Raw genomic sequence first — 16,292 nt, 5'->3', positions numbered from 1 at the left:
ATTTGTGACATCAAGCTACAATGAGCAAAAACTTCAGATTGCCAGCATAGTATCTCAACAACTGCTAAAATCCAAATAATTTTCTGTGAAATCCATACGCAACTCCTATGAGTGAAACTGTCCTAGAGGTTCGCAATCTCCAAGTTGAATTTTCCAGTGATGACAACAGTCTCAAAGCTGTAGATGGAATTTCTTTTGAATTGCATCGGGGGGAAACTCTAGGAATTGTAGGAGAATCGGGAAGTGGCAAATCTGTAACTTCCCTTGCAATTATGGGGTTGTTACAAACTCCCGGTAGAGTGAGTGGTGGAGAAATTTGGTTTCGTCAGCAGCCAGAAGCCAAGCCGATTAATTTAGTCGAGTTACCGCCGGAACAAATGCAGCTACACCGTGGCGGTGACTTGGCGATGATTTTCCAAGAACCGATGAGTTCGCTGAACCCGGTTTATACGATTGGGTTTCAGCTAACGGAAGCGATTATGCGCCATCAAAATGTTTCGATAACTGAAGCTAGGCAAATTGCGATCGCAGGTCTACAGGAAGTAAAACTTCTGCCTAGTGATGAACTCATCAAACAACAATATCTCGAAACTTGGCCGCAAACTAACCCCCATTCACCCACACCAGATGATTACAAACTGGCGCAGTTGGTAAAACAGCATAAAGAAGCCATCCTCGACCGTTATCCACACCAACTTTCTGGCGGACAGTTGCAACGGGTGATGATTGCAATGGCAATTTCTTGTAACCCGTTGCTGTTAATTGCAGATGAACCAACCACCGCCTTAGATGTGACGGTGCAAGCCACAATTATTGATTTGTTGGGAGAATTACAACAAACCCGCGAGATGGCGTTGATTTTCATCACCCACGACTTGGGATTAATCTCAGAAATTGCCGATAAAGTGGCGGTGATGTACAAAGGTAAAATTGTGGAATATGGTGCAGCCGCAGATATTTTTAGTAATCCCCAACATCCATATACTAAAGGATTAGTTGCATGTCGCCCCACACTTAACCGTCGTCCTCACAAACTACTGACGGTTGCAGATTATATGAGTGTGGAGGAAACAGCCAACGGAAATTTATTAATTCAGGCGAAAGAACCAGCACAGCCGCCAGAAGTCACACCCGAAGAAATTAATACTCGCTTGATAAATCTGCAAGAAAAACCGCCTTTATTGCAAATCCGCAATTTGAAAGTTGGTTTCCCGGTAAGGGGAGTGTTTGGTGGGACAAAACGCTACAACATGGCGGTTAATGATGTTTCTTTTGATGTCAAACCAGGGGAAACTTTAGGGTTGGTGGGTGAGTCTGGTTGTGGGAAAACGACGCTCGGTCGGACTTTGTTGCGATTAATTGAACCGATAAGTGGTGAAATTATTTTTGATGGGCAGAATATCACCAAGTTGAAGGGTGAAGCATTGCAGAGACTCCGGCGGGAAATGCAAATTGTCTTTCAAAATCCCTTTAGCGCCCTTGACCCCCGGATAAAAGTTGGCGACGCAATTATGGAACCGTTGCTAATTCACTCTGTGGGTAAAACAGTGAAACAACGACGCGACAGAGTGGCGGAATTATTAGAAAGGGTGGGTTTGAGTCCAGATGCGATGAATCGCTATCCCCATCAGTTTTCCGGCGGTCAGCGTCAACGGATTTGTATTGCCCGTTCTTTGGCTTTAAATCCCAGATTTATTATTTGTGATGAATCAGTTTCGGCGCTAGATGTGTCGGTACAAGCGCAAGTATTGAATTTGTTGAAAGAATTACAAGATGAATTTCAACTTACTTATATCTTTATTTCCCATGATTTGAGTGTAGTGAAATTTATGAGCGATCGCATTTTAGTCATGAATCGCGGTCAAATCGTCGAACAAGGCACAGCCGAAAGCATCTACCGCGAACCAAAACAAGCATATACACAAAAATTAATTGCCTCCATTCCTACAGGTAGCCCAGAACGCATACGCAGTCGGCAAGTGGGAACTATGTGATTTCATTTACAGCTATGATTCTAGGTGTAGGTTGGGTGGAGGAACGGAACCCAACATTCTCAAGACTATAGTAATGTTGTCAATTACTAGGCAAACTGTAAGGTTCACGTAGTGGTGGTTCGCCTCCATTCATCAAAGTGATTGAATCTTCGGCTTCGTCACCCACAGACCACCACCCAGGTACGATTGTTTTATCAGTCTGCGCCAATATTTCCAACTTGGGTAATGTCTCCTGGATGTTAAGCGCACCCGCAGCAAAACATGACCAAAATCTCACTTCAGCTTCAGCATCATCTAACCCTTGAATAATGACATTTACTGCTTGCTGATATAGATGCGCTGGTAATTCATGAGAGAGTTTATTACCAATTCCTTCTAATGCTTGCGCCCTGATAAAAGCAGTTTCAGATGTGTTAGCGGCTACTTCTGTTAATGCACTAATCACTTCTTGATTGACTTCGCAATTTGATAGAAAAGCCAGCGCATACACCACACTATTTCGTTGTATAGGATCAGAACTATTGGATAAAATCGACAATAAAGATTTGAGATGCTTTTCAGTCGCAATTAAACTCAAGGATGTTGCCGCCTGCATCCATAATTCAGAACGTTGACTAGACAAAATACTGATTAAAATATCAGCATCTTGAGCATTACCTACTCTGCCTAGTAACCAACAAGCTGTTTGTGCTTGTTCAATGTCAAGGCTATCAATCCAATCCGCACTGCGGGAAGCAAAACCGAGGCTTTCCAGTATTTCAATTTCACCCGCCGCTTCTGGAAATTGATGCTTGACTTCTTGAAGATTCATATAGGATTTAGATGTGATTTTAAAAATATAACCGAAATATTTTTATGATAAATTTTATCTCCCAGCCCTCAATATTTGTTCGGCTGTTAGTTTTAAGTCTGGAAATGTTAGAGAAACAATGGTTTGATTACCTCGAAACTGCTGAATTTCATATTCTTCATTTACTAGGGTACAAATAGATAAGGTTGGTTGTTTGGGTTTGCCAATGTGTCGAGTACCACCTAAACCTGCGTAGTCTGCAATCCAATATTCGGGGATGCCTAAAACTGCGTAATCTTCTAGCTTACGGGCATAATCATTTTGCCAGTTACTACTAACAACTTCTGCGACAAATTTTAGCGAACTACCCAGGGTTAAAATTGATTGATCAGACCAAAGTGGTTCTTGAGTAAGTTGATTGCGATCGATAACTGCAACATCAGGACGAAATGCTGTCATACCTGTGTTGTGAGGGCGTAATAATCCTCGTTGCAAGACAAACCAAGGTAAGTTTTTTGCATCGATTTGGACACATATTTTGGTGGTAATGAAGGCTGCAACTTCTTCATGTAAGCCTGTTGGTTCCAAGTCGAATACTTCTCCATCAATCAGTTCATAGCGGTTGTTATCGCTATAATGGGCGAGAAATTCGTCAAAGCTGAGTGGTTGCTGTTGGGTGAGTTGGTTGATTGCGATGGTCATACCAGTTACAAGATATTTCTTGAGGGAGAATCATCAAGAGGCATAAGAATTTCAGTGTTGCTAATTAATATAGGAATCCGGTTTGATTTCTGAATTTATTTGTGTAGGTAGGGAATAGGGAATGGGGAGTCGGCAGTAGGAAAGAAGACTGATCTGAGTGTACTGATTTTTTCAGAAATCAAATATCAGTCCTATATGATAATTTTTGTCTCACGCAGAGGCGCAAAGAGCAGGAGTGTTAAATGTGAAATCATAAAACTTCATCCCGCATTTATGCAAAGCCAAAATTTCTTGTTCCTACTCCCTACTCCCCACTCTCCACTCCCTATTTTCACTGCAAGTTTTTTAATAAGATTCATATCTATTAAATACTTGTAGTTCGCCGTTTTTATTGAATGCAACTACAGAAAATGGCTGTTTAGTGTCTCCCATTTCCATTCCTGGTGTGCCTACAGGCATGGCTGGAACGGCTAAACCGGCAAGTTGGGGTTTTTGCTTGAGAAAACGCTTGATGTCATCAGCCGGAACATGACCTTCCATCACATAGCCGTCAATAATTGCGGTGTGACATGAGGCAAATTCTGGGGGTAAGTTGTATTTTTGTTTAATTGCTTCTATTTCGTCGGTTTTGATATCTTGCTTGATTTTAAAACCATGTTTTTGGATATGCTCTAACCAATCTCCACAGCAGCTACAGCTAGGGCTACGATAAACTATGATTTCTTGCTTACCGGCATAAGATTCTGTTTCGTTGTCCCAAATACTAGCTGCGATCGCAGATGCCGAATTACTCGTTATGCTAACTACAGCAATAATGATTATGCTTAGGCAGATATGTAGGATTTTACTCATAATTTCTGATACCTCTTTTTAATAAGTTCCAACAACGGCAGCTTTTTGCTTAGTGGTACTTTGTCTATCATACAGTTAGCATCAACTGGCTCTAAGCCTCAAGTTATACCAAGTTACAGTCCAATTTGTAGAGATGTGGTCTAAAAGTGGGAATACTGGTTGTACAAATTACTTAATATTCAAAAGAGAAAATACCTTGACGACCATTTGTATTACGCTGTAACATGAAGATATTTCGTATCTACCTGCTTGCCATAAAAAAAACTGACTATACTTGTAGTATGTAGTTATCGTCCCTGTTCATTCAGCAAAATTTTAAGTCTTGTATCAATTTAATGAGAAAGGTTAAGTTAAGTAATTTTTCTTGGACTGGATATACACATAGCATTCTTGAATGAGTTGTAAATAATAAATTGATTTCCAACTTCCTACTCCCTACTGACTAGTATCTACCTTTAAAAGTAGTTGAGAAATCAAATAAGACTGCTATAGTTGAGCAAACATTTTTACAAAAAGTAAAAATATGGAATTTGATTATTTTAGTGGTAACGAAAGCACATCCAATAACAATAAACAGCAAAACTTACTCACTAGTGGTTGGCGACCATTACAAAGAGATTTAGATTGGGAATTTTTATGGCAACTGGCGCAGAATGACACTAAGGAATTTGCCCAAAAAACTTTTAATTTAGCCAGCACATTCAGTGAAGTTTTGGGGAGAAATAATTTTACTTGGTGGGCAAACTTATTTGCTGTCGCCTCAGAAAATACTCGTTATGAAGTAGAAAAGTTTTGGAATTATGTTACACCAGATCCCCAGTCACCAGACCATCGTTACAAAGATGTTTTGAGTACAGAAACACCGATATTACAATTTGTGAGTCGTAACAGTATACCTATTGATTATGTTTTGAATCGCTTACAGGAAATTACTGTTATCAGAGTCTTACAAATATTAGGTAGACCCACGATAATTACTCAGTATTACTCTGAGCGAGATTTTTATTTTCCTGTGGAGAAGTTTGTCAGTTGGGAACGTTTAGATGTTGTCAATACTGTCAATGCTTATTGGGAAATGTATGATCTTTGGTTGCAAATTGAACCTTACGATCGCGGCAGGCGACAGTATACTTTAATGGCTAAAGATTTAGCACCACTAGTTAACAAAGCCACTTACGATTTAGCGGTGATGTTAAGTGGCTATCAAAGTCGTGTGGGTAAGGTTCACAGCCAATTCCCCATTCGGACATTTCCCGCCGATATTCAAAGCTTTACCGATAGCTTACAGCAAGCGGTTCTGAATCAAAATCAGTTAGCGGTGGTGGTACATGGGGAACCGGGTACAGGTAAAACTGCTTGGACTCAAGCCGTAGCCAAAGAAATTCTCATGCCCTTGGGGTTTGTGATATTTATTTTGGATCATGATGCGATCGCTAATTTTGTCCCGCCTACTTACTTAGAACGGATTTGTATTATCATTAACGAGGCTGATAATTTAGCGCAAAATCGTGCTTCGGAAATTGCCCAATCTAATAACAAAACCGAACATATTTTGAGTTTGTTGGATGGTACTTTATACCAAAGCGTCATTGATGAATCTGGGCTGCAAATGAAGCAGAGGTTAGTAGTATTGATGACTTGCAACACCACAGAAAGATTAGACCCGGCTATGTTACGCAAAGGACGGGTGGATTTGATTGCGGAATTTACACAGAAATTTGTATAAATTAAGTGGTGGGATTTAGGGACAAGGGGTAGTAAAGGTTCAGTTAGTGAATTTTAAACCTTAAAATATGCCCCTAAATCTCCCCTGAAAAAGACTATTAATTACAAACATATAGGACTTATATAGGACTAATATTTGATTTTTGAACAGATACGTAGGGTGTGTTAGCGATAGCGTAACGCACCTGCTACCAAGGCTTTTGGTGCGTTACTACATCTACTTAGATTTTTTCAGAAATCAAATCGGATTCCTATATTTGATTTGGGAAAAAAATCAGTAAACTCAGATCAGGCTTCTTTCCTACTCCCGACTCCCCATTCCCTATTCCCTACCTACACAAATAAATTCAGAAATCAAACCAGATTCCTATATTTCTTGATGGTATTAGTTCTTTACTGACTTCTATTGATAGGTATTTAATACTTGTTGGATAAACTTCTGCCATACTTCATTCGGAACCCAAATTTTATGTAAATCTTGTTCGGCGACTGCATCACTTACACCTTGATGTATGCGGCGAAAAAGATAGATAAAAGCTGAGACTCTCATATTAGCAGCGCAGTGAACAAAGATTTTCTTATCTGAATTTGTTTCCATAACACCAAAAAACTTTGTCGCATCTTCTAGCGTCGGATTTTCCCACACTACGGGAATGTGTATATACTGCATTTCTTGAGATGCAACAATTTCTTGTTCATTGGCTAAAGCATTGCTTGATGTTGGTAAGGCTAAATTAACTATTAGTTGATAGCCTGCTGCTTTGATGGCTGCAAATTGTTCGGCGGTTGGTTGTCCTGAAGTGGCAATTGTATCTGATATTTGGAGGAAATTATATATTTCTGCGAGATGATTTTTAACCGACATAAATCTTTATTGATTAAATAACCCATAAGATAATTTAGTTTCCCATTTATTGCCAGTTCTTTCCATATATAGCAAATTGCCATATTGTGGTGTTATGGGACAAAAAGCAGTCAGTTGAATTAACGCTTGAGAAAAATCATCCGAAAGACCTGGACGAGTTAATGTATAGAACATAGACCATCTATGATCATCTTGATTGAAAAGGTTGTGATACTCGGCGCGAGACAGTAAATTAACTTTGGGATTGTTAATCCATAAACTTAATAAGGAAGGTTGAGTGTTAACCGATATCCAATTATCAAAAGTATCTTTTTGGAGTTCAGGAAAACCTAAAATTCTCATACCATACATTTCTGTTTCCTTAATCCGCAGATTTTCCCAAGTAATATCCTTAAGACTAGTTTTAGTAATCACCGAACCGGAATCTTCTAAAAGATATTCTCCTGCTATGCTGTAATTTTCAATTAATGTCGCAAAAATCTCTGTTTCATGTTGCGATCGCATATTTTTTAATATTCTTTGATGGTTAAACAAGGTATGACAATATTTCCCTATTTAGAGGTATTGTCAACCTTGTTTAATTTGTAACCGATTTTAAAATAAAGTTAATCGGTAATTACCACGTTGGTTAGGATTGCTAGAGGTGACAACTATATAATAAGTACCATCTTCAGGTAATCTTGCGCGGTCAATGAGGGTGCTATATTTACCATTGCGATCGCTATTAGCAGCAATTCTTTGTCCTTGAGCATCCAGTAAAACTATATAAGGTAAAAATTCTTCATTTAAACTATCTACACGAATACTCACCAATTGATTTTTTTTACCTTGAAATTCTTTCACATTGTAGGGAGTTCCGTTTTGTTTTAGAACTAAGTTTTGCTGGCTGAGTTCTCCAGTTTCGTCTAAAATGTAGCTGGCTCGATCATCTCGAATCGCCAAACTATAACGGCCTGTATCTCCAGGGTTTTGGCTAGTCACAGCAATTGTATATACACCCGCCACAGGTAAGCGTGCAAAAATAAAAGCATCTCTTTCTGTCTCACCACCGCCTCGTTTGAGGATAACGTTATTATTGGGGTCGAGGAGAAACATATAAGGACGTAAACTTAAGTTATTAGAACGTCTTTTATCTGCACTACCTAACAGGCGAATTTGAATTAATTGGTTTTCTCTACCTTCAAACTGATAGAAATGATATGCTCTGCCTTGTGCTTGAAAATCTCTTTTATCTAGAATCCCAAAGGCAATATCGACAAAGTTGATGTCTCGATAATTAGGTGTACGAGAATTAGCCGCAGCTACAGTTCTAGAGTTTCTTCCTCTGGTGGAGTTAGTGTTTGGTGTTGGGGATACAGACTGAGTTTGTGATGGTTGCGGTGTAGGGTTACTTGCTGCTGGAGATGTTTCGGGAGTGGAATTAGTCGCGGTTGGTTGAAGGTTTGGGTTAGTTTCTGGCGCTGGGACACGCACTGGTAAAGGTGAATTGATAGATTCTGTGCGTTGTGGTGTGACAGGCGGTTCTGCTACTGGAATTTGCTCAATTCCTTGTTGTACTGCTTCTGGCTGGCGTTCGTCTGGTGTTTTCGCCAGTTGGAATTGTCGAGAAATGGGGTGTATTTCTAAGGCATTGATTGGTAGGATATGACTAGCGATCGCAACACTACTCACAGCAATCAATAACTTTAAATTCATTCTGCTGCGGGATTTTCGGTTTTGTTTGACTGCCATATTTCACTCCTGTTTTTAATTTGTCTAAAATTCTCACAGTCTGGAGATAAATAAGTTTTTTAATTCAAAATAACTAAACTTTTATTTGTTGTCTTCATTACTCAGCACTGTTTTCGTAATTGATACACAACTAGTCAGCAACAGTAGTTATCATACTACTAATCAACAAGCAAATTCGAGGATTTCAAATTTTAAATCAGTGAGATACTTGTATATTAATTATTTGATGATCAGGAAAATACCGGAAACTTTATAGCAAAATTATACGTCATCAACTAACATAAGATAAAACAGAAAATGGATTCCCAGTATGGTCTGCTGCTTGAATCCCGATTGTTCTCATCCTCTAAATCCCGATGAAAATCAATATTGTCAAAGTTGCAATACTCCATTAGTTAGATTATTGCGAGGGCATTATCGTGTCATTCAAGTAATATCAGATGAAGGTGGATTTGGCAGAACCTATCTTGCGGAAGATGTGGATAAACTGAATGAATGGTGTGTAGTTAAACAATTAGCACCGAAAGTTCAGGAAGCTACCGCACTCAAAAAAGCAATTGCATTATTTCAAGAAGAAGCACAAAGATTACAGCATTTGGGAGAACACCCGCAAATACCTGCTTTATTAGCTTATTTTGAACAAGATAATTATTTATTTTTAGTCCAACAGTTTATCGATGGACAGAATTTAATGCAGGAATTATCTCAAGGGGTGACTTATACCGAAATTCAAGTGCGGCAAGTTTTGTGTGATTTACTACCTGTATTGAAATTTATTCACGATCGCGGTGTAATTCATCGAGATATTAAACCACAAAATATTATTCGTCGTCGCAGTGATGACAAATTAGTATTAATTGATTTTGGTGCATCCAAGCAATTAACCGCCACAGTACATACTAAATTAGGCACAATCATTGGTTCACATGGTTATACTCCCATAGAACAAATGCAATATGGTCAAGCTTATCCAGCCAGTGATTTGTATAGTTTAGGGGTAACTTGCTTTTATTTACTGACAGGAAATGTACCCTCAAAATTATGGATGGAACAAGGCTATAGCTGGGTGAAATCTTGGCGGCAATATCTACCAAACGCAAATACAACTAAGATAACTATAGATGCCAAGTTAGGGAAAGTTCTGGATAAACTGCTGACTACAGATATGGGACAACGCTATCAAACAGCAGATCAAGTTTTGCAAGACTTGAAAACCCAATCTTCAACATCAACTAACTTATTTGCAACTGCGCCAACTTTACTCCCTGTTCCCAGAAGCAAGCAGTTATTGACGTTCAAACTCAATGACAACTTGCAAAAATTACTGCTTGTTAATATTTTCGTGATTCTGTTGGGATTAGGCGGAATTTGGTACTTTCAATCTTTCCCTCAGTTGAATACTACAGCCGTTTCTGAAAATCTAGACCAACCCAAAACTTTTCGAGGACACGCGAGTGATGTGAATGCGGTAGCTTTTGCGCCTAATAGAAGAATTTTCGCAAGTGGTAGTGATGATCAAACAATCAAACTGTGGAATTTAGCAACAGGAACGGAAATCAATACCCTCAAAGGACATTTGAAATGGATTTGGGCGATCGCTTTTCATCCTGATGGTAAAATTCTCGCTAGTGGTAGTGCAGATAAAACTATTAAACTCTGGAATCTGGCTACAGCCGAAGAAATTCGCACCCTCACAGGACATACTGACGGCGTAACGGCTGTTGCTTTTAGTCCCAATGGTAAAACCTTAGCCAGTGGTAGCTTAGATCAGACTATCAAATTATGGGATGTTACAACAGGTAAGTTAATTCGCACTCTTTCAGGACACAACCAAGCTGTTGCAAGCATCGCCTTTAGTCCCAATGGCAAAACTTTAGCTAGTGGTAGTTGGGATAAAACTATTAAACTTTGGAATGTGGCAACAGGTAAACAAATTCGCACTCTGGAAGGACATACACAATTAATTCTGTCTTTAGCCTTCAGCCCTGATGGTAAAACTTTGGCTAGTGGTAGTAAAGATAAAACAGTTAAAATTTGGAATATTGCCACAGGCGAGACAATTCGCACCCTCAAACAACATGCTGATAAAGTCAATTCTGTGGCTTATGGCAAGACTGGCAACGCTACTATACTTGCCAGTGGTAGTAGTGATAATACAATTAAATTGTGGAATCCGGCGAATGGTGCAGAAATTCGCACTTTAAAACGGGATTCTGGTTATATATATTCTGTGGCGATTAGTGCAGATGGTAAAGCGATCGCTAGTGGTGGTAGTGCAGACAATATTATCAAAATTTGGCCGATATCACCCTAGAGACGCGAGATTTCGCGTCTAGAACACAGCAAACATCAAATATAAATTTATTTTTTGGCGATCGCACAGATTTTATCGATAGTTTGAGGATAGCGATCGCATATCAAATAATTCTCAATATTTACCTATTTTTGACTTAACCAAGCTTCTAACTCGCCAACTGTGGCAAAATCTAACAATGCTTCTCCTAGAGATTCTAACTGTTCAATAGATAATCTCTCAACTTGCTCGATGAGAGATGAATCTATTGCTCCCAATCTTCGATTTAACTGGCGCAGAATTAGTTGTTGTTCTCCTTGTTGTAAACCTTGCTCTAAACCTTGTTGTAAACCTTCTTGTCGAGCTTGTTCTCTGTCTTGTTGATACAGTGGTGCTAATCTCATCACTAACTCCCGATCGTCTACTTCTGTATTTTGATTGATTCGCAAGTTTTGTTGCAAGTTATAAAGCAATTTTAGATTTAAGTATTAATTGCACCGCGTACTAAAATGACAGTACTCTCTACACTGGAGGCGATCGCTTCTGGAATATTACCTTGAATTGCTTGTTGTAGTAAGCCTTCGCGGGTAGCACCCAAAACTACAACATCAAACCCTTCTTGTTCTACTAAATGAATTACACCTTCAGCCACGGAATCAGCCTGTACTGGTGTAGCGACAAATGCAGTGCTAGATAAGTGACGATGACGCATCAATTGATGAATGGCTTTGTCTAAAATTTGGATATCTGGTTTTGATTCTGATGGCTTGAATACTTGTGTTAAGTGAATTTCTGGTTCATTTCCTAATGTTACCAATGCCGGGATTAGTTTCAGCGCAAATTTAGAATTAGGGCCTCCAGCCATTGGAATTAACCAACGGTTGAATTGGAGAGTGGGAGAAATTGTTGACAATTTACTATTGACAGTTGACTGTTGATAATTACCCAGTTTTACTAGTACTACATCACAGGTGGCTTGACGAATGATGGTATCAACAATGTCACCAAAAATGCGCCCTGGGGTGGAAGTGTTGCCTTTCCAACCCATTAAAATCATGTCTATTTGGCGTTCTTGGATAGTTTCTAAGATGGCTTGAGAAGCATCATGGGCGACACGAATTTGTGTATGTAAGGGAATGTGCCATTTTTTCGCTAAAACTTCAGCTTGTCGCAGTAAACGCCGACTTTTGGCAGTTCTGACTGGTGTTTCGGCTGGGGAACTGTGGCGCGATACTAACATTATTTGGACGCACTCTATTTCATAGTGGCGCTCACGAGCAATAGCGGTGGCCATTTTTAACAGAATTGGTACAGTATCAGGATTAGCAATGGGGACTAATAATCTACCTCTGCCAATACTCGGCGATCGCGTCTGGTAAACTACATAAGATGGATCTGCCTGCGGTGCTGGGGTAATGTTTTTACCGTTGAGATGGTCAGCTTCAGCACGAATAATATCAGCGCGGGTAATAATTCCTATTAATCTTCGCTTATCTACTACAGGTAAACGACTAATTTGGTAACGGTCAAGTAAATACAATACATTACTCAAGTTATGTATAGGTGTGACCGTTATCGGCGCATTGGTCATAATTTCTTTTAATAAGGTATTGTTTGGCAAGTTGCGATTAGCCAAGTTTGTTAAATCTGATTGGGTAACAATACCAACTAATTTACTATTTTGGACTACCGGAAAACCCCGGTGATGGGAACTAGAAAAGGCTTGTTTTGTTTCTTCTAAAGTTATGTCTGCATCCAGCGTTTCCACTTGTTTTTGCATGACATCTTTAGCTGTTAATGTAGTTAAAATAGCTTCTGTGGGCGCGACTTTACTCAGGTTAATACCTTTTAATAGCAACAGTCGATCATAAAGTGAACCGGGCATAACTTTATCTGCTACTAAGTATGCGACTACAGCCACAATCATTAAAGGTAAAACCAAGTTAAAATCTGTAGTCATTTCAAAGACAATCACAATTGCGGTGATGGGAACCTTAGAAACGGCGCTAAAAAATCCCCCCATTCCCGCCAAAGCATAAGTAGGTAGCGAACCTACTCCTAATAAATGGCCTTCCCAAACACCAACAACATGCCCTAAACAAGAACCTAAAATTAAACTAGGTGCAAATAATCCTCCCGGCGCACCAGAACCAAAGGCAATTAAAGTGAGGACAAACTGAGCAATAAACGCGATCGCAGCAACAGAACCACTAGAACTGCTAGTAATTATATATTCCCGTAAGCCAGTATTATTCCGAAAATATTCGGGCAGCATAGCGACGATAATTCCCGAAACAAATCCCGCCAAGGCAACTTTGAGCGGCAAACTAATATGTAATCTTTGATAAGATTTGATACTAAAAATTAAACCGTAATTAAATAACGCTCCTAATAAGCCAGCGACAATACCCAAGATTAAAAAAAACGGAATTTCTGGCAGAGAAAACTGACTTGATGATTGGATCATTTGCAGATTTAATTGCAAACTGCGACCACCCAATAATCGTGAGACAACACCGCCGATAAATGAAGCAATAATGGCGGTTCCTAAAGTTATGCCAGATAAATCTTGCAGTAATTCTTCAATAATAAATATGACACCTGCTAAGGGGGCGTTAAAAGCAGCTGCTAAACCTGCACCTGCACCCGCAGCAATCATCTGTCGCCGATGATCTGGGGACGTGGGAACAAAGCGACTCATCCCCGCCGCTAAACTTGCACCAACTTGCACAGTCGGGCCTTGTCTACCTAATGTTAACCCCGAACCAATCACAATCATGGCACTGAGTAACTTCACAGCCGCTACCCGCCAAGATAATTTGATGGGTACATTGGCTAAGTTAGCTTTGACTTGCGGAATACCACTACCAGAGGCTTCTGGTGCTAACCTCTGTACTAACCAGCCAGCCATGTAGCCAAACACTAAACCGACTATTGGTAAAGCTATCCATGCAGGGAAAACATGGGAAGTATGCACCCGCCATGCACCCAATACTCCTGCTCCGAATTTTAAGAATACCGCAGATAAAGCTGCTACAATCCCAATAACAGAAGCTTCAGCGATCGCTAAACCTTTTCTTGGCTGCCACCAACTACGCAAGCGTTGATTCAGAGCAGGAAGCAACATCATATAAATTTAATAATTGATTTCTGATTCCTGTTAATAGTTATACCTTGAAAAGAGGAACAGGAGACTAAAGGTATGGTTATTTTTATAGTAAGTGTTTAATTTATTTCACAACTCCATCGATATTGACATCATAGAAAAATGCGTCTACTTAACTTAAAATTAGCAGTTTGTAGATAAAATACATATCATTAAAGGGTCATGAATTAGCAACTATCAGGAACAATATTTTTGAACAAAGTTCATGCAATATTTATGCAAATTAGCGATTAAATCGCTTGTCAAACTCTGCAAAAGTTTGTTGCTGTTTACTGTTGTCAAGCACAGAAAAAATTACTCTTTGAAATCTGCCCCAAAATTGTCCTCCTGGTAATAAGATATCTGCAAAAATTTGAGCAACTATCGCTGGGTCATTTTTAAAGACTCCACATCCCCAAGCACCTAAAATTAACGTATCACAACCGTGTTCGGCGGCTAAACTCAAAACTTTTAATGCACGACTCATCAGAACTTCTGGTATTTGTACACTCAGGTGCTGCTGATTTTTTTGAATCATGCCAGCATTTGGCGCTGGACTGGTGATAAAGTTGACAAAATATGGCTGTTCTAATAGCTCTCCATCATCGTTTTTGAAAACTGGACAACTCGGAGAATAAATCATCCAATTTGAGTATAAAAGTGACCGTTCAGAACGATGAAAATCATAATATTCACGGCATTTCAACAGGCTTTTGTAAAGCGCAGAACTTCTGGCTAAACTTTCTTCTTGGGCTTGTGCGCCTTTGAGAAATCCACCACCTGGATTTTTTGCTGAAGCAAAATTTAAAACGCCAATTTGTGGCAATTTTCCACTTTTGGCTATGCGTTCAGATCCCATTAGCGTTGTCTCATTTCTCACTTCAAATTCAGTGTCTGAAAAAGGAGGAAGGCTTTTGAACACTTCAGATTCAATTTTGCATAGATTTTCAGGGCTGTAGCATTTTGTCGAATCTAAACAAGACTGTAATTCTTGATGAATGTGAACTTGATGGCCATTAGGACTAATGTAGCTACCAATTTCCAGAATTTCTAAGGTGCTTTTGGCAATGGTAATTCGTCTCATTGGTGTTATTTTTTCCACTTCTAGCGGATATGATTTTTAGAAAGGCTGTTGCTTTGTATTACATCAATAATACAATAAGGTCAGCCCATACTACAAAATTTTTTCCATTTGAGAGGGGAAATTTACTAGTACAACAAGGCAAAAGGAAAAAGAAATAATAACGATACCACAAGCCTTTTAGCAGTTTCTTATGGTCACTGAGTTTCGGCTTCGCTCAAATACCGTGTGGTCGAAGTGTGGTCTGTTTATTTACGCCGACCTGTACTAGTATCACAGATGATTTGGTGGTTAAGCCCTGATTCATCACCGCCACAAACGCAACATCTGATTGCTACCTTTGAGAAATTCCCAAGGTACATTGACAACTTCTGCGGAAATTCCCGCTTGATTTAAATCTTGGAGTAAATTATTTAACAAAGGATATGTTTGAGCATCTTTACCCTGCAACGGATAAATTCTGACTTCTTGAGAACAAACTCGATAAAGTTCTAAAATTGTTTGCCAGTGAAAAGCATAATCCAAGCAGTCACTGTAGAGAAACAACAAATTAGCACTTAATACCAAATCAAAGCTGCGATCGCTAAAAGGCAATTTTGGTAATACAGTCTGAATGTAGCGTCCTGCTTGGCAACCATTGGGATAATCTGCCAAAAATTTTTCTAATGCTATCTGGCGATATTCAGTTAATTTGGCAATATTTTGATAAAAATCCCAATTATAGTTATGGGTGACATCAGTCAATCTTTCCATAACATGAGCTAAATCGGCTTGTCCTTTGGCTTGCAAAGTTGTTGCATCGAAATTGAACACAATGTCACAAGCAACAGCATCAATACCCATTTGATGCAGTTCCGCTACAAAGGAAGCTGCACCCGCAGGACAATCTAAAATTTTTGCTGTTTGCCACTGCGATAAATCTAGGTCAAAAAATTTCACATACTCCGATAAAGTACGACCTAGAAATACAATTCTATCCAGTTGGAGAGCATCATTTATGCTAGTGGCAAAGTTCATAATGTTCGCTGTTTATAGCAAAGTGCTGAGTGCTGAGTAAAAATGCTAGTCCCACTTTCATGCTTGGCGATGAAACTTGTTTCATCGGGACTGCCTT

The 16,292-nt window shown here is 39.3% G+C and carries 13 protein-coding genes and 1 pseudogene; 4 read left to right on the top strand and 10 right to left on the bottom strand.

The window, feature by feature from the left end; translation table 11 throughout:
- Positions 1–107: 107 nt before the first annotated feature.
- Positions 108–1,994, top strand: coding sequence for an ABC transporter ATP-binding protein (locus H6G28_RS26595; protein ID WP_190675474.1), 1,887 nt, complete (start codon positions 108–110; stop codon positions 1,992–1,994).
- Between the two features lie 79 nt (positions 1,995–2,073).
- On the opposite strand, the gene H6G28_RS26590 is transcribed toward H6G28_RS26595, so the two are convergent.
- From H6G28_RS26590 to H6G28_RS26580, 3 genes are all read right to left on the bottom strand, one after another.
- Positions 2,074–2,805 carry a HEAT repeat domain-containing protein gene (locus tag H6G28_RS26590; RefSeq protein WP_190675472.1) on the bottom strand — a complete coding sequence of 244 codons (732 nt, stop codon included), beginning with the start codon at positions 2,803–2,805 and terminating at the stop codon, positions 2,074–2,076.
- Positions 2,806–2,859: 54 nt separating this feature from the next.
- Positions 2,860–3,486, bottom strand: coding sequence for a Uma2 family endonuclease (locus H6G28_RS26585; protein ID WP_190675470.1), 627 nt, complete (start codon positions 3,484–3,486; stop codon positions 2,860–2,862).
- A 345-nt stretch (positions 3,487–3,831) separates the two neighbouring features.
- Positions 3,832–4,338 (bottom strand): DUF411 domain-containing protein, encoded by a 507-nt coding sequence (locus tag H6G28_RS26580; protein WP_190593067.1) that lies wholly within the window; start codon positions 4,336–4,338, stop codon positions 3,832–3,834.
- Positions 4,339–4,861: 523 nt separating this feature from the next.
- On the opposite strand from H6G28_RS26580, the gene H6G28_RS26575 reads away from it, so the two are divergent.
- On the top strand, positions 4,862–6,064 hold the full coding sequence (locus H6G28_RS26575; RefSeq protein WP_190593066.1) for an AAA family ATPase: 1,203 nt from the start codon (positions 4,862–4,864) through the stop codon (positions 6,062–6,064).
- Positions 6,065–6,466: 402 nt separating this feature from the next.
- Here H6G28_RS26575 and H6G28_RS26570 read toward each other — a convergent pair whose 3' ends face one another.
- The 3 genes from H6G28_RS26570 to H6G28_RS26560 form a co-directional block, all read right to left on the bottom strand.
- On the bottom strand, positions 6,467–6,928 hold the full coding sequence (locus H6G28_RS26570; RefSeq protein ID WP_190593065.1) for a protein tyrosine phosphatase family protein: 462 nt from the start codon (positions 6,926–6,928) through the stop codon (positions 6,467–6,469).
- 6 nt (positions 6,929–6,934) lie between these two features.
- Complete coding sequence (locus H6G28_RS26565; protein WP_190675468.1) at positions 6,935–7,432, bottom strand: hypothetical protein; 498 nt, start codon at positions 7,430–7,432, stop codon at positions 6,935–6,937.
- 90 nt (positions 7,433–7,522) lie between these two features.
- Positions 7,523–8,659 carry a pre-peptidase C-terminal domain-containing protein gene (locus H6G28_RS26560; protein WP_190675466.1) on the bottom strand — a complete coding sequence of 379 codons (1,137 nt, stop codon included), beginning with the start codon at positions 8,657–8,659 and terminating at the stop codon, positions 7,523–7,525.
- 310 nt (positions 8,660–8,969) lie between these two features.
- Here H6G28_RS26560 and H6G28_RS26555 point away from each other — a divergent pair, with 310 nt between their 5' ends.
- Both H6G28_RS26555 and H6G28_RS26550 read left to right on the top strand, forming a co-directional pair.
- Entirely contained in the window at positions 8,970–10,973 is a 2,004-nt protein-coding gene (locus H6G28_RS26555) for a WD40 repeat domain-containing serine/threonine-protein kinase (protein ID WP_190675464.1), read from the top strand.
- A complete protein-coding gene (locus H6G28_RS26550; protein WP_190593061.1) occupies positions 10,955–11,113 on the top strand; it encodes a hypothetical protein in 159 nt (52 codons plus the stop codon). The genes H6G28_RS26555 and H6G28_RS26550 overlap by 19 nt, the downstream gene beginning before the upstream one ends.
- Here the strand turns inward: H6G28_RS26550 and H6G28_RS26545 are convergent.
- From H6G28_RS26545 to H6G28_RS26530, 4 genes and pseudogenes are all read right to left on the bottom strand, one after another.
- Positions 11,099–11,437, bottom strand: a pseudogene (locus H6G28_RS26545) (DUF4351 domain-containing protein); the annotation flags it as partial. The gene H6G28_RS26550 and the pseudogene H6G28_RS26545 sit on opposite strands and share 15 nt — an antisense overlap.
- Complete coding sequence (locus tag H6G28_RS26540) at positions 11,434–14,079, bottom strand: chloride channel protein (protein WP_190675536.1); 2,646 nt, start codon at positions 14,077–14,079, stop codon at positions 11,434–11,436. The pseudogene H6G28_RS26545 and the gene H6G28_RS26540, both read right to left, overlap by 4 nt.
- A gap of 262 nt (positions 14,080–14,341) precedes the next feature.
- A complete protein-coding gene (locus H6G28_RS26535; RefSeq protein ID WP_190675462.1) occupies positions 14,342–15,181 on the bottom strand; it encodes a TIGR02452 family protein in 840 nt (279 codons plus the stop codon).
- A gap of 303 nt (positions 15,182–15,484) precedes the next feature.
- Positions 15,485–16,195 carry a class I SAM-dependent methyltransferase gene (locus H6G28_RS26530; RefSeq protein WP_190675460.1) on the bottom strand — a complete coding sequence of 237 codons (711 nt, stop codon included), beginning with the start codon at positions 16,193–16,195 and terminating at the stop codon, positions 15,485–15,487.
- Between the last annotated feature and the right edge of the window lie 97 nt (positions 16,196–16,292).

The sequence above is a fragment of the Nostoc sp. FACHB-190 genome (genome assembly GCF_014696905.1).
Taxonomy (GTDB): domain Bacteria; phylum Cyanobacteriota; class Cyanobacteriia; order Cyanobacteriales; family Nostocaceae; genus Nostoc_B.
This window is presented reverse-complemented; position numbering and strand designations above follow the sequence as displayed.